A 20,178-nucleotide genomic window follows, 5' to 3' on the forward strand; every position below is an offset into this window, starting at 1 on the left:
GGCATGAGCGCAACGGGGAAAGGAGTCGTCCACGGTGCTGTTGGCGCGCTGGTCGCTCTGATCCTGATCGGGTTGGTCGTAGTCCTCACTGGAAGCTACAATGTCGCGGCGACCGAGCGGCACACCACCGTCGGAGAATGGGCGCTCGACACGAATTTCAGGAATTCGGTGCAAGGGCACGGCAGCGACATCACTGCACCCGAACTAACGCCTGCGATGGTCGCGGCCGGTGCGGGTGAGTACAAGGCAATGTGCGCCCATTGTCACGGAGGAATCGGCGAGGGGCGCGCCGAATGGGCCCAGGGCATGCGCCCCAAACCCCCGGCGCTTGCCGGAGCGGCCGACGAGTGGAGCGCGAGCGAAGTGTTCTGGCTGGTCAAACACGGCGCCAGGATGACCGGAATGCCAGCCTTCGGCGACACTCACGATGATCGCGCGATCTGGAATATCGCTGCCTTCGTGAAGCAGATGCCGGAGATGAGCGAAGACGAGTATATCGCGTTCGGAGAAGGCCAGCATTAGATCACAAAGATCACGTAAACCCGCCCCGGGCCGCTCGCATACCCGCTCCGGCTGATCTTGCGAGGGATAGTCGCTCCAGAAGGCCAGCAACGAGACAGAGGGAGAAATACCGTGCCGCCAGTTCATCCGGCCCTAGTGCACTATCCCGTCGCGCTGGCGGCGACATCGGTTATTGCCGACACTGTGGCGGCAGCCATCAATGTCCCCGCGCTCCTGATCCTTGGCCAATGGGGGATGGCGATCGCGGCCGTGGGCGCGGCTATCGCCGCTCCGGCCGGTTACTTCGACATGAAACGGGGTGATCTGGCGCACGAGACGCACGAGCTCGTCCACCTGCACATGAAATCAGGCTTGGTACTGGTAGTTGTGCTTGCGATCGCTGCCCTCTGGCGCTGGTCCCTCGCAGAGCCGACCCTTCTCTACTTCGTATTCGCCTGGATCGTTCTCGCAGGTGTGGCGCTTCAAGCCTGGATGGGCGGAGAGATCGTTTATGCACACGGCGGCGGGGTCGCAGCGGCAGGTCAGGGCACCGCACCAGAGGCCGAAGCGAAAAAGCCCTCGCGAAGGTTCTACCGCGCAATCACGGGCAAAACGCGAATCTAACGAAGAGCACCGAAGCTGATCACGTTTTCGGCGTTCATCGGGGGACGGCAGCCGTAACGGGCGTGAGCTAATCCTGATCCCCGCAGCCTTGCGGTCCGAGCCGATGCCGCAAAGTGGGCGCATCGAAATCTGTGGCAACGCCGACGAACAAAAAAGCATAGACGAAGACGAAAACCAACCATCCAGTAGGTCTATCGATATTCGACGGAGCTATCTCTTCAGATGCCGTGGTCGCCCCAGCCGTGGGCATTCAGCAACCCGCGGAGCCGCCTACGCCGGTCCTGCTTGGATCGAACGCCGTCGGCGAACTCTTCTTCAGAGACCGCCGGGTAGCCCCGCTGCAGGATCGAACCGAGCGATGGAACTGGCAGCGGATCATCAGCAGGTTGCACGAACTTTTGCGGCAGAGACTGGAGAACGTTCGTCAAAGCGGAGCGGACTGAGTTGAGGATCACGGCCGGAGCGCGGAGACCCCGCGGTACGCCATGAGCTGCAATCATCACAATTTGATCGAGCCGTGCAAGGCTTGCAATCGGTGACTTGGCCGCCTCCCCCGAGTGAAAATACTGGAGGACGGGGTATGCAAGATACTGCTGACTGAGCTTGGTAAGCTGGCTCGCAACGCTTTGCAGCGGCAGGGCTAGTCCCGAATAATTCCTGCCGTCCCAGCCGGCTGCGACCACTTCCGCGGGCGTATCTCCCAACCCCCATACCTCTGCGGCAAACGCTCGTGCCGAGACGGCGGCCGAAATCACGGAGATCAGATAGGTGATCGCGAGGGTCGCGGTAAAGAGGCCGGCCCCCGATGCGAGCGCGGTAGCGATCTGCCAACCGTTCCCGTTCGGCGAGAACTCGCCGTTGCCCAAGGTGAACAGTGTATATCCGACAAAATAGATCCGGTCGCTAACGTCAGCAACGGCTTGGGAAGAGCTGGCGACGAGAGAGGTCGGAGCTGACCAGAAGATCAGGAACCATCCCAGCCACAGTAAAAGTAGCCAACTCATGGTGGTGATAGTCAGGACGAGCGGACCGGCAACCACCATCAGGCGGTGATTTCTAAAAGCTTTCAGAAGGAGCCAGACGAGGTTTGAGGCAGCGCGGGTTATTGGCCCGGCGCCCCCTCCAACCCACAGCGTGGTCCAGATCGTTTCTAGAAGTGCGGCAGCGACGATAATCACCCCGACAAATAGGATGAACCATTCCACCGAAGCATTCTCCTCCTTGGTCGGCGGTCCCATCGCCGGTGGCGGGGCAGGAAGCGCGCCGGGTTGTCCCCGCACGTGCGCAGCGCCGTGTTTGCAAGCGCCCACCCCTCCGTTTGCGGTCCGCCGCCCGGTCGCCGCGGTGTGTCTTTCCGCCTACATTGGGAACCAATGCGCTTCTCGCGCGAATGTTTCATCAGACGGTCGCTAGTCGCGTCCGCGGGTTGGACCCGCTGGATTTGGTCGCGGGCGCCTGACTGCCGCCGCCACCGCACCCGTGCATCTCGAAACGCGTGCGCTGCGATCGAACCCAAGAAATAAGAGTTAACTATGTCCATCATTCTCAAGCCGCTTGAACAGCAAACCATCGTCATCACCGGGGCCACGAGCGGCAACGGCTTGGCCACAGTCCGCGAGGCAGCCCGCAGAGGAGCTTCACTAGTGCTCGCCGCGCGCAACGCAGAGGCGCTCGAGGAAATCGCAGACGAGCTGCGTGCGACAGGTGCGCGCGTGGCGACCTGCAAGGCAGACGTCGCTTCTGACGAAGACATCGAGCGCATTGCGCAAACTGCCATCGAGGCATTTGGTGGCTTCGACACTTGGGTGAACGACGCGGCTGCGGCGATGTACGGCAGGATGGATGAGATCCCGATGGAGGACCACCGCCGCGTCTTCGACGTCAACTATTTCGGCGTGCTCAAGGGCTCCCTTGTCGCGGCCGACCACCTGCGCGAAAAGGGCGGGGCGATCATCAATTTGGGTTCGGTCCTGTCGGATCGAGCGATGATCCTGCAGGGCGCGTATTCCGCGACCAAGCACGCGGTGAAGGCCGCCACCGACGCCTTGCGCATGGAACTGCAGCGCGACGGCGTGCCAATCTCGGTAACCCTGATCAAGCCCGCGGCGATGCACACACCCTATCCCGAGCATGCGCGCAACTACATGAACGAGCCGGCGAGGCTGCCGCCGATCCTCTACGATCCGCGGCTCGTGGCCGAGGCCATCCTTTTTGCGGCCGAACATTCCAAGCGTCAGCTGTACGTGGGCGGCAACGGCTATTTAATCAGCCTAGGCGGCCGGTTTGCCAAGCGAGCGACCGACGCAGCCATGAAGGCGCTTGGTCGAAGGTTGCAGACCGACGAGCACCAGCCCGCGCCGCCGGCGACAAAGGACAACCTCTATGAACCGCGCCAGGATGGATCAATCGATGGCCATCAAGATTACTATGTGCGGCGCACCAGCCTCCTTCTGGAAGCTCAAAAGCAGCCTGCACTTACCCTGCTTACCGCGGCAGCAGGGCTGGGTCTCCTCCTACTTCCGAGATGGGGCCGCGCCAGCTGAATGCGCTATCCCATTGAGGGTAGCTCTTGAGATCGCAGCGCGACATGTCGATCATTTGAAATCAGAGCGAAGGGCGGCCATCGATTGTCTTCAAATCATTCTGGAAAAAATGGTGTAGAGTCCTTAAAAAGGCATCGAACCAATACCTTAGTGGCCGTTTGCGGGCCCTTTCCGGGCTTTTTCCGAAAGCCGCATTCTGGAAGTGCCTGTTATAAATGCGGAAAATACCTTGAATTGGATGCCTCTTCTGGCACCATTTGTTCTTCCGCCGGGGTCCGCGGAAGTGCGCCAAACCCATGGTTTTCCGCCGTTTTTGGGGTAAAGTCGTCTTCCGAAATTCGGGTGCGATCGGGAACAATCATGGTATCCGTTATGGTATCGAGCCGCCCTTATGGGCGGTCGATGCCATGGGAAAATTGTTCTCGACGATGGTCGCCCACGCAAGGCCGCCGGAACGGCCATATAAGCGCACCGACGACGGGTCTTTATCTCCTAGTCAAGCCGAACGGCGCAGGCTCTGGCGGCTGAACTGCGCCTATCTCGGCAAGCAGCACACGCTTTCGTTCGGGCCTTGGCCGGAGGTGGGGCTGGCCGCGGCACGCTAGCAGCTCGCCGAAGCACGCAGATTGATCGCCGCTGATTTCGATTCTTCGCATGAGCAGAAGCTCGCGCTTGCCAGGCCAGCTCGACTGCGACGTCTTCTTCATACGATGCTGATGGAAGCATCGTCCGAGCGCCCGTCGCTTTTCTTCCGATCGCCGAGCAAGATCGACAAGGATGGGTCACTTACACCGGATCGCTGGCGGATCTCATTCTTCGCGAAGAGGCCAGGAGCAGCAAACCCCCGGCCAGCAACGCCGCATTGATCGCCCACACGGTCACGCTGCCGCTACCACTCGCGCGGAAAATCGAATGGCCGACCGCGATCCCGGCGAGCAGCAATGCAGTGGCAAGCTTGCCTGCGTGAGCGAGCACGCGCGCCGACAGAATCGCGCACAGCCCCAGGCACAGCACCGTGCCGCCGGCCCAGATGGCGACCATCTGTTCGGACGAGGCCGAGGGCAGCATCAGCGCCACTGCGGCAACCAACCCTAGGCCGACCGGCTGGCTCCATACCACAGCCGCCCAGACGCGCTCCCACCCGGGCGCGGGGCGTCCCTTGTCCCGGCGCCTCGCCAGCCAGATGTTGACGCCGCCGACCGCGAGATAGGTCATCCCCAGGCCGAGAATGAAGTAGACGATCTTGATGATCGGACCGCCGAACCAGCCGAAGTGCAGCGGGCCGAGCGAACCCTGGATGCGCTCGCCCGTCGTCGCTTCGGGAAGCGACTTGGCGTAATATCGCTCGCCGTTGCGAGCGAAGCCATATTCCGCGCCGCCGGCCAGCACCCTGTCGTCACGGTAGGAAAGCACGACCGCGCCGCCCTGTTCGGTCGGGTGGACGAGTTCGATCCGCTCCAGCCTGCTCGCGCTGGGCCGGGATTCCAGCATGGGCCGAATGTCGATCATCGGCGCCGCAGCGGGATTGTCGGCGGGTTCGGGCGGCAGGAACAGATCGTAGATCTTGCCGGTGTCGCCGCTGAACATCGCCATGCCGAGCACACCCACGACGATCGTCACCAGGCCCAGAAATGCCCCGCTCAGCGAAACGATGAAGTGAAAGGGCAGGCCCCATACGCCGATCCGGTTGTGCAGGTCCGCTTCCTGCAGGCGGGCCGAACCGCCGAGCCGGAGATGGAAGGCGTCGCGAAAGATGCGGGGATGCGCGAGGATGCCCGAGATGAGGGAGGACAGCAGCGCCACGCCGGTCATGCCGACGACGAAGCCCCCCCAGGTCGACGGCAGGTGCAGGAAGATGTGCAGTCCGGACAGAAAGGCGGACCACGGCGTCTCCAGCGGCCCGACGATCCGGCCGGCCTCATCGGCCAGCCAGACCGACTGTTCCTGCGCGTAGACATAGATTCGCAGGAGCGGATTGTCGTCGGCCGGCAGCGTTGCATAGACGTGGCCGATTTCCGCACCGCCGCGTTCTACGGCCCCGGTCAGCGCGACCTGGATGGCATCGTTCGAAAGCTGTCGAATCTCGGGTGCGCCGGCGGCTTCCCACCAGATAAATTCATCGTAGAACACCAGCAGCGAGCCCGACAGGCAGACGACGTAGATCGCCGCCGCGAAGGCGAGCCCGAGGCCGCTGTGCCCCTTGAGCACCGCCTGGACGAACCCTGCGGGCACGCGCGCGAGAAGTGGCTTGCGGCGCGGTCGCTCGCGCGGTGTCGTGTCGTCCATCAGAACCCCCTGACAATGGCGAGGCCGAAGCCGAACGCGGTGACCGCGACCAGGAAGGCCAGCGCGCGCAGGATGCGATTGTCGGCAAGCGTCCACGCCATGCACGCGCCCCAGACGACTGGGATCAGAAGCCCGCCGACGACAAGTCGTGTCTGGGGCGCACCGCCGGTCCAGGCGGTATAGAATATCCCGATGCCCATCGCGGCGATCAGGCCGATGGGCAGCGCCAGCAACCAGCGCAGGACGCCGCGCCACCATGTCGATGCACGCTCGATCGGTTCCGGTGCGAGACTGCGGTTCTTCCGCTCGCGGCGCCGGCGCAGCTCGTATCCGCTGGCCACCACCGCCAGCGCCGCCACGCCGGTGATCGGAAAGGCGATGAACAGGCCGCGCATCGATCCGAACGCCGCCATCGCCACCGCGAAGGTGGCGATCATGACCCCCCAGCCCAGCCATTTCCATGCGACGCCATCGCTGCCGCGCGCACTCCATGCGCGGCGGAGCAGGAGCGCTCCTGCGGCGCCGCCCCCGCCGATTATCGCCATCCACAGGCTGTCCATGAAGAAAATCCCCGTCCGGCTATCAATAGCGCGCGGTCAGGATGATGCCATATTCGCGCGGCGCCACCGCCGGGGTGACGAAGATCTGGTTGGGCTGATCCCCCGGGCCGACAAAGGACGTGGCGAATTCCTCGGTCAGGTTGCGACCATAGACGGTCAGGTCGAAATTGTCCCCACGATAGCCGATGCTCGCGTTGAGCAGGAAGAATCCGTCGTTCTCATATTGCGGGTCGTTCTCGAAATCCGAGAAGGAGCCGCCCTGGTAGGTCGCATTGGCCTGAACGAAGATCCTGTCGGTCACGAACTGGCGTCCGCCAACCGCCGCGGTCCAGTCGGGCGAATAGCGGAAGTCATTGCCGGCGAGATCCACGCCGGTCACGCCGCCCGTCGTGCACGTTTCCAGAAACGCAGCATTGATGCCGGTGCGGCAGAATTCCTCGAATTCGGTCTTTGCATAGCCCAGGCTGGCGAACAGGTCGGTGCGGCGGGTCGGACTGTAATTGGCTTCCAACTCGAAGCCCCAGATCTTCGACTTGCCGGCATTCTGTGTGTCGACGTTGAATTGAACGCCGTCGATCGGGACATCGACCTGCTGATCGGTCCAGATGCCGTAATAGGCGTTAGCGTTGATCACGAGGGTGTCGTCGAGCCATTCGGTACGCGCCGCGATCTCGAAATTGTCGAGATATTCCGGGTCGAACGTATCGAGCTGGCCGGTGGTGCCCACGCGAGCGCCACCCGCGCGATATCCGCGCTTGTAGAAAGCGGAGAGCATGACATCGTCGTTCACGGCATAGGTCAGGCCGACCTCCGGAAGGAACGCGCCGAAATCGGTCTCGTAGGATTCCGATGTCGCGACAAGGCTGGCTCCCAGGATCGCATTCACCTGCGCCACCCCCGCTTCGACCACCGGCCCCAGGCCCGGTTGCAGCATGTCGGCAACGGCGCCCGCCTGCGCCGGATCGGGCAGCGGCGTGCTGGCATCGAGCACATTGTTCTGCGAAAGGTCGGACGACACTTCTTCGCGGTCGTATCGCAAGCCCGCCGAGAGCGTAAGCCGATCGGTGATGTCGAATTCAGCCTGCGCGAAGAAGGCGTAGTTGGTCGTGTCGCTCGACCCGATATTGTTGACATCGACCAGCAGGAACGGCGGATAGAAGGGAAGCAACACGTCCGGTACGCCGAGTTCGGTCGGGTTGAGAACCACCGTCGGTGCGAAAACGCCGTCGGAGCTTATGTCGATGTAGAAAACTCCGGCCGTGCCACGCAGACGATCGCCCGCGTAGGTGACGCGCAGTTCCTGCGAAAAGTTTCGAGCCTCCTCGACCTGGAATCCTTCGCCCAGCGACGCCGCCGTCCCATCGAAGTCGGTCGACGTCGCATAGTCGGCATCCATGAAGGCGGAGATCGACTTAATGCTCCATGTGTCGGAGAAGCGATATTCGAGATCTAGCGAACCGATCAGAAGTTCGTTCTCCGTCCGGTTCGGGATATTGTTCGAGGTCTGATAGAGATCGAGCGGCTCGCCGACGGCAAGGGCATAGTTGTTCGTGCCTTCCGTCCGGTCTTGATATTGCAGCGATGCGAGCGCCCTGAAGCTGGTGCTGGGTTCGAGCAGCACCCGTCCCCGCACCGTGGTGTTCTCGCTCGCGCCGTCATCCTCGTCACCGGTCGTGCGGTTCTTCAGGAAGCCTTCCGTTCCGGAATGCTCTGCGGTCAGCCGGAAAGCCGCGACGTCGCCCAGCGGCACGTTGACCATGCCTTCGACCGCATAGGTTTCGAAATTTCCGTATTCGGCGCGCGCCGCGATGTCGAAGCCGCTGGGATCGGGCTCGAAGGTACGCACCACAAGCGCCCCCGCAAGGGCGTTGCGCCCGACATTGGTGGACTGAGGGCCGCGGAATATCTCGATCTGCGAAACATCCCAGAGGTTCTTTGGGTAGGCGCTCGCGAAAATGCCGGTCAGCGGGACATTGTCGTAATATACGACGCCGAGATCGCCCGATCCGCCGGTCGCGTTGAAATTGCGCGTGATCCCCCGGATGGAAAAATCGAAGCCGCCGAAGGTGATGCCGACATTGGCCGATTGCAGAAAGACATCGTCGATCTCGAGCAGGGTGCGCTGGTCGATCGTTTCCGCGGTGGTCACGGCAACGCTTTCCTGCGTATCCTGCAGCGTGCGTTCGATCTTCTGACCGGTAACGACGATCGTATGGACCGAGGCGTCGCGGGAAGTGGACTGGTCCGCCTCCGGTTGGTCGGACTCTACACCTGCCGGCGCCGTTTGCGCGAACGCCGTTCCGCTCAGAGTGCACAAAGCAACCACGCTGGCGGACAGCTGCGCGACCATGCGCGCTTTCAATCGATAGTTCATTTCCCAAAGCCCCCTTTGTTTCCCCGTCCGCTAACGCGAATCATTCGCAGCGGCAAGAGCAGAGGGAGCTCCCGGCCGTTGACGAGCAGGAACATGACGACGCCGAGTTGGGAGATGGTCAGGATCGCCTGCGCGTCGGCGACAAGGCCGAGTGCGGCAGGCCCCACGAGCACGCCTGCCGCGAATAGCCTGGATCGAGCCAAGCCCCAGCCTGCGGAACAGAGGAGCGGCGAGAACCGCAGCGCTCATCAGCGCCACGACGGGCCCGATCGTCGGGCCGAGGCTAGCGTCCGCCAAATCGGTGATCCCGAATGGTTTCGAGCGGTGGGCCGCCACTTCCGCGCCGTGGCGGACACGCCGGACACGATCACGAACCGGCGACCGCCGCATCCGCGACACCCTATCCCTGCGCCAGCTGCACCGGGCTAGCCGTCGACGGCGGGCAGCTTTCGCGCGATCGGCAGCGCAGGCGCGTGGTTGCCGCTCATCGCGCCTGCGCATGTTCTCCGAAGCATTCGATCAGCATTTCGGTGAGCACCCGTATCTTCCTGGACGGATGCTGGCCGGGCGGACGCACCACGAAGATTCCGAGTTCGGGTGGGGGATAGTCGGGCATGACCGGCACCAGCGCGCCCGATGCGAGATGATTCTCGATCAGTCCCACCGGGAGCCCCGCTATCCCTAGGCCTGCCAGCGCCGCGGCGACCAGCGCAACGCCATTGTCGCCCTTGAAGCGTCCATGTGGTCGCATGGCGATCACCTTGTCGCCGTCTACCACGGGCCAGGTCTCGGTTCCTTGCATCAGCGCCTCGTGCGTGACGAATTCCTCGGGGGTTTCCGGTGATCCGTGCTTTTCTATGTAGCTCGGGGAGGCAACGTAGGCCGCGTGCATCGGACCGATGCGCCGCGCGATCAGATTGGAGCTGGGCAGGCTGCCAACCCGGATGGCGCAATCGAACCCTTCGGCAATAAGGTCGACGAAGCGATCGGTGTAGCAGGTATGGATATGCAGCGCCGGATGGCGCTGCGCCATGTCAGCGAGCACCGCGGCGAAGTGAGTCGGCCCGAACGAGAGCGGCGCCGCCACGCGCAAACGGCCCTTCAGGTCGCCATCGGGAGAGATTACTTCCATCGCCGTTTCAATCTCGGCGACGGCGCGCGCCGCATAGTCGCGGAAGGCCGCGCCCGCCTCGGTCAGTGCGGCGCCGCGGGTCGTCCGCGCCAGAAGCTGGGCGTCGAGATCCTGCTCGAGCCGGGAGAGCCGTCGACTCACGATCGATTTCGACAGGCCCAACCGACGTGCGGCGGGGGATATGCCTCCGGAGTCGGCGACCTCCACGAAGGTCCGCAGCGCATCGATGTCCATCCGGTGTTCCCCTCTGCGCGACACAGCACGCCGAGCGCTGACGCTACCGCGCCGGGGATCGGAGTGGCAATGTCACGCTGATGTTCCGCCCCCATGGGTTCGCGCGGCGAGCCTGCAAACAACGTCAGCAAAGGATGATCATGGCACTCCGCAACGGCCTCGACTCGCTTCTGCGTCCCGAAGACTCGGTGCTCGTTCTGATCGACCACCAGCCCTATCAGCTCGCCAATCTGAACAGCCACGACCCGCAGACAGTTGTGAACAACACCACCGCGCTGGCGAAGATGGCCAAGGCGTTCAGCGTGCCCACCATCCTGACCAGCGTGATCGCCGAGCGCGGCGGGCTGCTTTTCAAGCAGCTCACGGATGTGTTCCCCGGCCAGGAAGTGATCGACCGCACGCTGATCAACACCTGGGAGGACCAGACGGTCGTCGATGCCGTCAAGGCGACCGGCCGGAAGCAGCTCATCATCGCGGGCCTGTGGACGGAGGTCTGCGTGGCCATGCCCGCGATCCACGCAGCAGGCGAGGGCTGGGACGTCACGGTCGTCACCGACGCCTCGGGCGGCACCTCGATGGAGGCGCATCAGATAGCGATCCAGCGCATGATCGCGGCAGGCGTGAACATGATGACCTGGGCCGCGGTCGCTTCCGAATGGCAGCGCGACTGGGCGCGAACCGACACCGCGGTGCTGCTGCCTCCGATCCTGATCGACCACTTCGGCGGCAGCGGCATCGCCTACATGTGGGAACAGCAGTTGCTGAACACGCCGGTCGGTCCGGCAGCGTAAACCCCGGTCCTGCGGGCGGACCTGCGCCGGCGATCGACGATCGTCCGCAGGTCCGCGACCGCCGGAGACCCCCGCAGGAGCAGCGACGTGCACGAAGGACGCTTTCCGGTCGGACAGGAAATGGACGTCAGCTATCCGGAGTTCGCAGTGCATCTGACGCTGCATTCCGAAACGCAGATGACGTTCGAGATCGCCGACGGACCCTACGCGCATACCGAGACGGTGGAGATCGCGGTCGTGCCGCTGGGCAACGGCAGCTTCGCGGTCAGCTGGCAGGAGGAGTCCGGCGCGACGGTCGCCAATGTCCAGGATTTCGACCGGAACGTCGTCCATTCCTTCGTCACGCTTCCGCGCGGCGATTTCCTGCGGCTGACCGGCCCGATCATGGTCACGCGCCCGGCGGACCGGGCCTCGGACGACCGTCCGCTACGCAACAAGGCTTTGGTGCTCGAGGCAATGACCGCGCTGTTCCAGCGGCGCGACGCGGAAGCGGTCGAGCGGTTCTACGCGCCGGACTATGTGCAGCATAATCCGAACATCCCGCAGGGTCGCGACGCACTGACGGCGATCGTCGCGGAGCTCTCGGCGGACGTCTGGTACGAGCCCGGCATGATGGTTGCCGAAGGCGACCTCGTCGCGATTCACGGCCGCATCACGGGATGGGGGCCGGTGCCGCAAGTAGTGGTCGACCTGTTCCGCGTCGAGAACGGCCTGCTTGCCGAGCATTGGGACGTTCTTCAGGGCGAGGCCGAGTCCCCGATCGGCGGCGTGCCGATGTTCGACCCCGAGGAGGGAAAGCGCTGATGGAGATCGGTGTCGACAGCTTCGCGGCGATCCTGCCCGATCCGGTCACTGGTCGGTTGCCCTCGGCCACCGAGCGGATGGCGGCGCTGCTCGACGAGATCGAGACGGCCGACCGGGTCGGCCTCGACGTGTTCGGAGTCGGCGAGCATCACCGCGCCGAGTTTCTGGACTCCGCGCCTGCCATCATCCTTGCCGCCGCGGCGGCGCGGACGCGCCGCATCCGGCTCACCAGCGCGGTCACGGTGCTGAGCGCGGTTGATCCGGTCCGCCTGTTTCAGGAGTTCGCGACGCTCGATCTGATCTCGGGCGGGCGCGCCGAGCTGGTGGTGGGCCGCGGGTCGTTCGGCGAAGCCTTTCCGCTCTTCGGCCTCGATCCGCGCGCCTATGACGATCTCTTCGCCGAGAAGCTCGATCTGCTGCTGGCGCTCGGCGAGACGCCGGATCTTCACTGGCAGGGGCGCTTCCGCCCGCCGCTCGCCGGACAGGGCGTGTTCCCGCGCCCGCATCAGCCGCGCCTGCCGGTCTGGCTGGGCGTCGGCGGCACGCCGCAATCGTTCGCGCGCGCCGGCACGCTGGGCCTGCCGCTGATGGTCGCGATCATCGGTGGCACGTTCGAGCGTTTCCGGCCGCTCGTCGATCTCTATCGCGAGGCTGGCAAACAGGCGGGGTACAGCGCCGATGCCCTGAAGGTGGGCGTCCATGCTATGGGCTTCGTCGGCGAATCCGACGCGGCCGCGCGCGACGCCTTCTTTCCCGGCTGGGCGCATCTCACCGGCAGGATCGGCCGCGAACGCGGCTGGACGCCGCCCACGCGCGCGCAGTTCGATGCATTGGCCGGTCCTGAAGGCGCGTTCCTCCTCGGCGCCCCCGATACGGTCGCCGCCAAGATCGCCGATGCGCGCGAGACGCTGGGCGGGCTGGCGCGCATCACCTTCCAGATGAGCACCGCCTCGCTCGAAACCGCGGCAATGCAGCGATCGATCGAACTCCTCGGCACGCAAGTCGCACCGCTGGTCCGCTCCGCCGGGGCGGTGGCGTGACCGCCGCGCGCCCGGATAGGCCAGGGATCACGCGTCGCACAGCCGTCACCTACATAGGTACAATGGCAGTCGCGAGTGCCCTGCCAATCCCGAGTTTCTCGCAACCCACCACGAACGGAGACCGGACCATGTCGACCTTCACCACCAGCGACGGCGTCACCCTGTTCTACAAGGACTGGGGCCCCAAGGACGCGCAGCCGATCATGTTCCACCATGGCTGGCCGCTCAGCGCCGACGATTGGGACAATCAGATGCTGTTCTTCCTCGGCGAAGGCTTTCGCGTCATCGCGCACGACCGGCGCGGGCACGGCCGGTCGGACCAGACCGACACCGGCAACGACATGGACACCTATGCCGCCGATGTCGCGGCGCTGGCGCGTGCGCTCGACCTCAAGGGAGCGGTGCATGTCGGCCATTCGACCGGCGGCGGCGAAGTGATCCGCTACGTCGCGCGCAGCGAGCCGGGGCGCGTCGCCAAGGCCGCGCTGTTGGGCGCGGTGCCGCCGATCATGCTGGCGACCGAACGCTATCCCGGCGGCCTGCCGATGGAGGTGTTCGACGGCTTCCGCGCCGCGCTTGCGAGCAACCGCGCGCAGTTCTTCCTCGATGTGCCCAGCGGCCCCTTCTACGGCTTCAATCGGCCGGGCGCCGAAGTGAGCGAAGGGCTGATCCGCAATTGGTGGCGGCAGGGAATGATGGGCGGGGCGAAGGCGCATTATGATTGCGTCGCGGCCTTCTCGGAAACCGACTTCACCGAGGATCTGAAGGCCGTGTCGCTTCCCGTGCTGCTGATGCACGGCGAGGACGACCAGGTGGTGCCGATCGACGCTTCGGCGCGCAAGGCGATCGAGCTTCTCCCTAACGGCACGCTCAAGACCTATCCGGGCCTGTCGCACGGCATGTTTGCCACCCACCCGGATGTGATCAACGCCGATCTGCTCGGCTTCATCCGCGCGGGCTGACATGGCCGACGTGATCGACAATCCGGCCGAGAGCCGGTTCGAAATGGAGATAGGCGACAGCCACGAACTGGCTGTCGCCTATTACCGCCTGAACGGCGATCGCGTCGTCCTGACTCACACGATCGTGCCCGAGCGGTTTTCCGGACAGGGCATCGGTTCCGAACTCGCCCGCGGCGTTTTCGACACGATCCGCGAGACGGGCAGGCAGGCAGTGCTGCTCTGCCCCTTCATGAAGGCTTTTTATGCGCGACACCCGGAATATTCGGACATCGTCGCGCGCGGTGCGCTCAGGAGACATGCCATGATTGAACTGGTCATCGACCAGCGCCGCCGCGATCTGGGCGGCGGCTTCGAAGTCGGGCGGGTGCTGCCCTTCGCCAGGCGGCGGATGGTCGGCCCGTTCATCTTCTTCGACCATATGGGGCCGGTCGATCTGGCGCCCGGGATCGACCGCAGCCTCGATGTGCGTCCGCACCCGCATATCGGCCTGTCGACGGTGAGCTATTTGTTCTCCGGCGAGATCATGCACCGCGACAGCCTCGGCTATGAGCAAGCGGTCCGACCGCGCGAGGTGAACTGGATGACGGCGGGACGCGGCATCACGCACAGCGAGCGCTTCGAGCATGCGCGCGAACATGGCGATCTGGTGCACGGCATCCAGGCATGGGTCGCGCTGCCGGACGGGCAGGAAGAGACCGATCCGGGGTTCACGCATCATTCGGGCAAGGATCTCCCGCAATGGTCCGATGGCGGCGTGAACGGCCATCTGATCGCCGGCAGCGCCTATGGCCTGACGGCGGGGGCGAAAACCCATTCGCCGCTGTTCTACGCGCATCTCGACATGACGGCGGGAGCGGTCGCCGAGGTCCCGGGCGGCCATTCCGAACGCGCGCTCTATGTCGCCGAAGGCGCAGTGGAGGTCGACAACCGCCGGTTCGATGCGGGCCAGATGCTGGTGCTCGACACCGCGGCATCGCAGGTGCGCGCGCTCGAGCGGTCGACGGTAATGGTACTCGGCGGCGAGCCTGTCGGCGAGCGCCACATCTTCTGGAACTTCGTGTCGTCGTCGAAGGATCGGCTCGCCGAGGCGGCGGCGGACTGGAAGGCGGGGCGGATGAAGCTGCCCGATGCCGACGATCAGGAGTTCATCCCGCTGCCGGATGGCCCGCCGCCCTCCGCGCCGGCGATGTCGTAGCGCGGGCCGAAAGGAATACGGAGAGCGACGGCGTCGCTCTCCGGTCACGCCGCTCCATCGAGGAATACGTGGAGCGAGCGGATTCGCCCTTCTTCGACATACGCGACATCGGTGCCGGTGGCGACGGGCGGACCGTACGGCGGTCCCAGGCGCCACTGCAGCCTGCCCAGGCCATGATGCCCTGCGCCGGCCCGCTGCGCCGTGAATAGAAACGCCTCGGGCAGATCGGCGAGCAGTTCGGTCACCGCCTGCGAAATCGCCTCGTGCCCCGTCGCAATGCGCTCCTGCTCATAGAAGACGGCATTGTCGGCATAGAGCGCCCGGATGACTTCCATGCGCCGCACGGGATCGCGCTCGCCGAATACATTCGTCAGGTTCGTTCGCAGGATCGCGTCATAGTCGACGAGATCCTCTGACGGCTCCGGCGCTTCGGCTGGCTCGGCGGCCGAGCCCTCCGCCCCGACGATAAGCGACACCGCCCCCGCGACCTTCCGTTTCGCACCCGCGAGCGCTCGCGTAATCCAACCGGCTCCCGATACGTGGCTATCGATCAAAAGCTTCTGTCGCATGGCCGTCTCCGCTGGAACGAACGTGTATCTGGCGCCGCGAACCGCGCCGCTGTAGCAGCGTCAGGCGGATATCCGTGTCGCGGCTGAAGGAACGCTGCGACAAGATTTCAGCACTGTTCCCGCAAGGCCGGCGCTCCGGCGCCGAACCGTTCAGCGCCGCAGCACGTCCTGCCAATCCGGATGCCGCGCGAACTGCGCATTGGCGAACGGGCAAAGCGCGATGATCGAGACGCCGTCCCGCCGCGCATCCTCGACCGCCGCAAGCACCATGCGCTCGCCGATCCGTCGCCCGCGCAGCGCCCTTGGAACCTCGGTATGATCGATGATGATCAGCGATTCGTTGGCGCGGCTGTAGGTCATCTCCGCCTCGTGCCCGTCGATGACGATGCGATAGCGTCCCTTGGACGTTCCGTCCTCGCGTTCGACATCCGCTTCGATGGGCGGCGGCGCCTCGGCCGTGCGCTGGGCATCGGCCGGACGAACCTCTCGCGGCCGACCGTCGCCGCACTCGAGAATATCGCGATCCCATTTGCCGAGCCGAGCCGCTGCATCATAGGTGGATTCAAGGAACGCCAGCAGCGCCGCGTCGCCGTCTTCGGCAGACTGCACTGCCTCATAGGGCAGGACGAACTCCGAAAGCTCCGAATGCCAGAAGGCCGCCTCGGGGCGAACCGCTGCGCGATCGAAGCCCGCGGGAGCGGGATAGGCATAGGCATAGAAGGCGGCGTAATCGATGCCGCCCCCGCCCGGCCAGAAGCCGGCAGAGGAAACCTCGCGATCGTACGCCTCCTGCGCCACATCGTTGGGTAGAGCCGGAACACCGCCGCCGTGAAGGGGCGCACGCCTGCCCGAGAAGCGCGTGACGGCCATGTCGAAGCTTCCCCAGAACAGATGCACCGGGCTGCACTTTCCGAGGAAAGAAGTCCGGAACCGCTTGAACACGCGGTCGATGTTCAGCAGCGCCTGGTGGAACCGCTGGACGGCGTCCCGGTCATAGGGACGATCGCGGTGGTCCTCGATGAAGGGGACCGGGAACGGCACCTCGTTGGGCGAGCCGTCGAATTGCGGCTGGCCGCCCAGTTCCGACACCATCGCGACGAACGCGGCATGGAACGCCGCTACCGTCATCGGCTGGAGCACGAACGAAGCGGCTCGGCCGTCACCGGTGGTGCCGATCACGCGATGATCGTGAAAATCGAAAGCGATCTCGATTCCCGGCCCGTCGGGTATGAGCGACGAGGTGAGCCCTTTTGCAGTCACGTAGAACGTCGCGTGCCACGAGTGGTTGACCCAGGGCGTCCTTGCCAATCGATATTTTCCGGCGATCTGCAGGTAGAGATGAAGCGCTGCGCTCGTCTCCCGCCATGCGAGATAGTCGAGAGGGGGCCATCGACGGTCCATGGGATCTCCTGCTTGTTCGCGTCCGACCGGCTGGGTCGAACCCGTCACAAGCATTGAACCAGAGCCATCCATGCGACTAGCCTCGGTTCATGGCACACTGTGTTCCGTATCGAGCAACCTCGCTTCCCACAACTCGGGTCTTCTGCCGTTGATGTTTGGCCATTCGAGCGGTCGTGAGCTATTCCGGCCGTGGAAGGGGGAGTGCACGACATCGGGAAGTCGTGGGCGGTAAGCTGTAAGTTTGCTCACGATGCTCGAAGGACCAAAGGCGGACCTTCAGGAAATAGCCCAGCCCAATCCTGTGGTGCGGCTGAAATCGATATCGACACCGCAGATCCGCTCAGTCAGACCACCGGCTTTCAAGCGCCGTCAGCTTCGATCTCACCCACGATCCACTCCGCGAAGGCTTCCGCTCGTCGATTGCTCTCTCCTGTTGCCGTCACCAGCCAGTGGCTGAACTCGGACTCGCGCTCGTCTTCCAGCAAACGCATGAGCTGACCGGCTCGTAAGTGAGCCGCGACTGCCGAGTGCCGGACGAGTGCCACACCCTCTCCCAGAAGTGCGGCCTGAAGAGTGAGTAAGCCATTTGGCAGGTGCTGCGCTGTCCGCAACGGAACATCGCCCAGCCAATCGGACCAGGAGAGGCTCCGTTCGTTGTCGCTCAGCCCGTCGTCGTGCAGCAAGGGAAACTCCGCAAGGTCGGTAATCCTGCGGGGGATCGGCATGCCCGCGATTAGGGATGGCGCACAGGCGGGAAAGACTGTGTCTGTCATGAGCAGCCGTGTTTGGCATCCGCGATAGTCGCCGGCGCCAAAACGAATGGCGACGTCGACTTCGCCATTCGACAAATCTGCCAAGGCATCGCTGATTACCAGTCGAACATCGATCTCTGGGTATCTCGCGCGAAACCGATGGAGGCGTGGAAGCAGCCAAAGCGAGGCGAACGACTGGAAGGTCGCGACGTTCAACCGCCCCTTGCGCTCAGGGCGCCCGAGCGCCCGTGTCGCCGTTTCGATGTCCGCCATGGCTCGCGCGATACTGACAGCATAGTCCTTGCCGCTGCTCGTAACCGTAAGGCCCCGAGCATGGCGCACGAACAGTTTCACACCGAGGCGATCTTCGAGCGACCTGATTTGCTGGCTGACCGCGGCGGGTGTCACGTTCAGTTCCGCCGCGGCACGCACGAAGCTGGCGTGCCGGGCCGCAGACTCGAAGGTACGGAGCAGGGGGAGTGGCGGAGCGGGCATCGCCTATGCCTTAGCACTGCTTAGCCTCAGGGCAAGAATCAATCGTTTGAGACAAAGCCAGGAAGGGGGCACAGAGGGCGCATCAATCGTGGAGCACCTTCCCATGACTCAGCGCGACTACCTTCTCCTTGATGTCTTCACCGACCGCCTGTTCGGCGGCAACCAGCTCGCGGTCTTTCCGGATGCGGTCGGCCTGTCTTCCGCAACCATGCAGGCGATCGCCCGCGAACTGAACCTGAGCGAGAGCGTCTTCGTCCTTCACGGCGAGGACGGGGCCGATGCACGGCTGCGCTTCTTCACGCCGGCGATGGAGCTGCCCTTTGCGGGCCATCCGACCATCGGCGCGGCGGTTGCGCTCGCTTCGGTGGGAGGCGCGCTGGAGGGGCGATCCGACGTCGTATTCGCCGAGGGCGTCGGGCTCGTGCCGGTCGCGATCCGGCGGAGCGAGGACGGCGCGCTCGAGGCGACGCTCACCAGCCCGCTGCTGCCGACGCGGGTTGTCACCAGCCTGACAAGCGCGCAGGCGGCCACCATTGCGGGCGTAGCGCTCGCCCAAATGGCGGAGTTCGGCCCGCAGGCATATTCTGCGGGCGTTCCGTTTCACTTTCTACCGCTGCACTCGCCGGAGACGCTCGCCACGGTAAGCCTCGACCTGCAGGCGTGGCAGTCGCACTTGGCCACTTCCCTCGCGCCGCACGTCGTGGTGCTGGCGATGGAGGACTGGGAAGCCGGGCGCGAGATCCACCTGCGGATGTTCGCGCCGCTGATGGGCATTGCGGAGGACCCGGCAACCGGGGCGGCCGCCGCGGCGCTGGCGGGCCTGCTGGTCGATCAACAGTCTCCCGGCGACGGCACGCATTGCTGGGTCATCCGTCAGGGCGAGGCGATGGGTCGGCCCAGCACCATCCACCTGGAGGTGGACGTGGTGGAGGGGCATCCCGCCGCCGTGCGGGTCGGCGGAACGGCGGTGATCGTCGGCCTCGGCACCCTGCAGGGGCTGAGCTGCCCGGCCAGCTCTGCCGCCAGGGATGAGGCCGGCACAAGCGGGGCGCCCGTGCCACGGAGTGCTTCCCCCGAAAGCGCCGTGGCGCGCCTCTACGAGCGGGCGGCGCTGGGCAGCGCGTTGCTGACCGCCGTCGCAGCCGGTGCGCTGCTACTGTCGCCTGTCCCGGCCTCGGCGCAGGACTTCACCGGTCCGCGGCTGGAGATCAGCATGGGATATGATGAGCTGGAGAGCGACGGCAGCTTCGAGGATTTCGACCAGCGCCTGGACGGCGTCCATGGGCGTGTGGCGGTCGGCTATGATGCCGCCATCGTCGACAGGTTCGTTATCGGGGTCGAGGCGAGCATCGGGGGAACCCGCGATGCCGCGGTGACCATCATGCCGGCCGCGGATTCCTTCACCTTCCGCCCGGGCCGCGACATCGATGTGCTCGCCCGGCTCGGCTACCGACTAGGCTCGCGCAGCCTGGTCTACGTCAAGGTGGGCTGGGCCAATGCCGCGATCGAACTGACGGAGCGCGAGCGGGTCGGCAGCGATCAGTACGAGGTCACCCGCAGCAGCGCCGACAATGACGGCGTCCGGCTCGGCGCGGGCGTGGAGTACAGCATCTCCGACGCGCTCTATGTCAAGGCCGAATACCGTTACACCACCTTCGGCGACGGATACGACTACCAGCCCGGTTCGCATCGCAACCAGGTGCTGCTGGGAGTGGGCTACCGCTTCTAGGCCACCCCCGCTGCGCGAGCGGTTCGGTCCCGGCTGAAGGTTGGACCGCGAGCGCCGGTGGCATCAAGAGCGGACCGGAAGCGCCTCGTCGATGCTCGAAGGCCGCGACGCCGGCCAGCATCTCATCCGAGTTCACTGAAAACGATCGAGACGGGGTTGCGGCTTCGACGCCATCGCCCCTTAGGA

The 20,178-nt window shown here is 64.7% G+C and carries 17 protein-coding genes and 1 pseudogene; 10 read left to right on the forward strand and 8 right to left on the reverse strand.

Translation table 11 applies throughout. The features are described 5' to 3' along the window. Positions 1 to 3: 3 nt before the first annotated feature. Together H7V21_RS10920 and H7V21_RS10925 are read left to right on the forward strand one after the other, a co-directional pair. A complete protein-coding gene (locus H7V21_RS10920) occupies positions 4 to 522 on the forward strand; it encodes a c-type cytochrome (protein WP_188053777.1) in 519 nt (172 codons plus the stop codon). Positions 523 to 657: 135 nt separating this feature from the next. Then, on the forward strand, positions 658 to 1,125 hold the full coding sequence (locus H7V21_RS10925) for a DUF2231 domain-containing protein (protein ID WP_188053779.1): 468 nt from the start codon (positions 658 to 660) through the stop codon (positions 1,123 to 1,125). 218 nt (positions 1,126 to 1,343) lie between these two features. Here H7V21_RS10925 and H7V21_RS10930 read toward each other — a convergent pair whose 3' ends face one another. Then, a complete protein-coding gene (locus H7V21_RS10930) occupies positions 1,344 to 2,330 on the reverse strand; it encodes a two pore domain potassium channel family protein (protein ID WP_188053781.1) in 987 nt (328 codons plus the stop codon). A 327-nt stretch (positions 2,331 to 2,657) separates the two neighbouring features. Between H7V21_RS10930 and H7V21_RS10935 the strand changes: the two genes are divergently transcribed. After that, the gene (locus H7V21_RS10935; RefSeq protein ID WP_188053783.1) at positions 2,658 to 3,668 is read left to right on the forward strand and encodes an SDR family oxidoreductase; all 1,011 of its coding nucleotides are present in this window, start codon (positions 2,658 to 2,660) and stop codon (positions 3,666 to 3,668) included. A gap of 786 nt (positions 3,669 to 4,454) precedes the next feature. Here H7V21_RS10935 and H7V21_RS10940 read toward each other — a convergent pair. From H7V21_RS10940 to H7V21_RS10955, 4 genes are all read right to left on the reverse strand, one after another. Continuing rightward, positions 4,455 to 5,954, reverse strand: a complete 1,500-nt coding sequence (locus H7V21_RS10940; protein WP_188053785.1) for a PepSY-associated TM helix domain-containing protein — start codon at positions 5,952 to 5,954, stop codon at positions 4,455 to 4,457. Beyond that, positions 5,954 to 6,514, reverse strand: coding sequence for a hypothetical protein (locus tag H7V21_RS10945; RefSeq protein ID WP_262503832.1), 561 nt, complete (start codon positions 6,512 to 6,514; stop codon positions 5,954 to 5,956). The genes H7V21_RS10940 and H7V21_RS10945 overlap by 1 nt, the downstream gene beginning before the upstream one ends. Positions 6,515 to 6,536: 22 nt before the next feature. Next, complete coding sequence (locus H7V21_RS10950; protein ID WP_188053787.1) at positions 6,537 to 8,888, reverse strand: TonB-dependent receptor; 2,352 nt, start codon at positions 8,886 to 8,888, stop codon at positions 6,537 to 6,539. 484 nt (positions 8,889 to 9,372) lie between these two features. Then, positions 9,373 to 10,254, reverse strand: a complete 882-nt coding sequence (locus tag H7V21_RS10955; RefSeq protein WP_188053789.1) for a LysR family transcriptional regulator — start codon at positions 10,252 to 10,254, stop codon at positions 9,373 to 9,375. A 140-nt stretch (positions 10,255 to 10,394) separates the two neighbouring features. Here H7V21_RS10955 and H7V21_RS10960 point away from each other — a divergent pair, with 140 nt between their 5' ends. The 6 genes and pseudogenes from H7V21_RS10960 to H7V21_RS10980 all read left to right on the forward strand — a co-directional run bounded on the left by H7V21_RS10960 (position 10,395) and on the right by H7V21_RS10980 (position 15,046). Beyond that, a complete protein-coding gene (locus H7V21_RS10960; RefSeq protein ID WP_188053791.1) occupies positions 10,395 to 11,045 on the forward strand; it encodes a hydrolase in 651 nt (216 codons plus the stop codon). An 87-nt stretch (positions 11,046 to 11,132) separates the two neighbouring features. Then, a complete protein-coding gene (locus H7V21_RS15740) occupies positions 11,133 to 11,849 on the forward strand; it encodes a MoaF-related domain-containing protein (protein WP_223177015.1) in 717 nt (238 codons plus the stop codon). After that, positions 11,849 to 12,889: an Atu2307/SP_0267 family LLM class monooxygenase gene (locus H7V21_RS10970; protein ID WP_188053793.1), complete on the forward strand. Its 1,041-nt coding sequence runs from the start codon at positions 11,849 to 11,851 to the stop codon at positions 12,887 to 12,889. The genes H7V21_RS15740 and H7V21_RS10970 overlap by 1 nt, the downstream gene beginning before the upstream one ends. A 128-nt stretch (positions 12,890 to 13,017) precedes the next feature. Further along, positions 13,018 to 13,851: an alpha/beta fold hydrolase gene (locus H7V21_RS10975; protein WP_188053795.1), complete on the forward strand. Its 834-nt coding sequence runs from the start codon at positions 13,018 to 13,020 to the stop codon at positions 13,849 to 13,851. A gap of 43 nt (positions 13,852 to 13,894) precedes the next feature. Continuing rightward, positions 13,895 to 14,062, forward strand: a pseudogene (locus H7V21_RS15920) (GNAT family N-acetyltransferase); the annotation flags it as partial. Between the two features lie 90 nt (positions 14,063 to 14,152). Further along, positions 14,153 to 15,046: a pirin family protein gene (locus tag H7V21_RS10980; RefSeq protein WP_223177072.1), complete on the forward strand. Its 894-nt coding sequence runs from the start codon at positions 14,153 to 14,155 to the stop codon at positions 15,044 to 15,046. 44 nt (positions 15,047 to 15,090) lie between these two features. Here H7V21_RS10980 and H7V21_RS10985 read toward each other — a convergent pair whose 3' ends face one another. The 3 genes from H7V21_RS10985 to H7V21_RS10995 form a co-directional block, all read right to left on the reverse strand. Continuing rightward, positions 15,091 to 15,522 (reverse strand): nuclear transport factor 2 family protein, encoded by a 432-nt coding sequence (locus H7V21_RS10985; RefSeq protein ID WP_223177016.1) that lies wholly within the window; start codon positions 15,520 to 15,522, stop codon positions 15,091 to 15,093. A 243-nt stretch (positions 15,523 to 15,765) separates the two neighbouring features. After that, positions 15,766 to 17,016, reverse strand: a complete 1,251-nt coding sequence (locus H7V21_RS10990; protein WP_188053801.1) for a DUF5996 family protein — start codon at positions 17,014 to 17,016, stop codon at positions 15,766 to 15,768. A 359-nt stretch (positions 17,017 to 17,375) separates the two neighbouring features. Further along, positions 17,376 to 18,263 carry a LysR substrate-binding domain-containing protein gene (locus H7V21_RS10995; protein WP_188053802.1) on the reverse strand — a complete coding sequence of 296 codons (888 nt, stop codon included), beginning with the start codon at positions 18,261 to 18,263 and terminating at the stop codon, positions 17,376 to 17,378. A 103-nt stretch (positions 18,264 to 18,366) separates the two neighbouring features. On the opposite strand from H7V21_RS10995, the gene H7V21_RS11000 reads away from it, so the two are divergent. Further along, on the forward strand, positions 18,367 to 19,992 hold the full coding sequence (locus H7V21_RS11000) for a PhzF family phenazine biosynthesis isomerase (RefSeq protein ID WP_188053803.1): 1,626 nt from the start codon (positions 18,367 to 18,369) through the stop codon (positions 19,990 to 19,992). The last annotated feature ends 186 nt before the right edge of the window (positions 19,993 to 20,178 follow it).

Origin of the sequence: Sphingosinithalassobacter sp. CS137 (genome assembly GCF_014334115.1) — a bacterium.
GTDB lineage: Bacteria > Pseudomonadota > Alphaproteobacteria > Sphingomonadales > Sphingomonadaceae > Sphingomonas.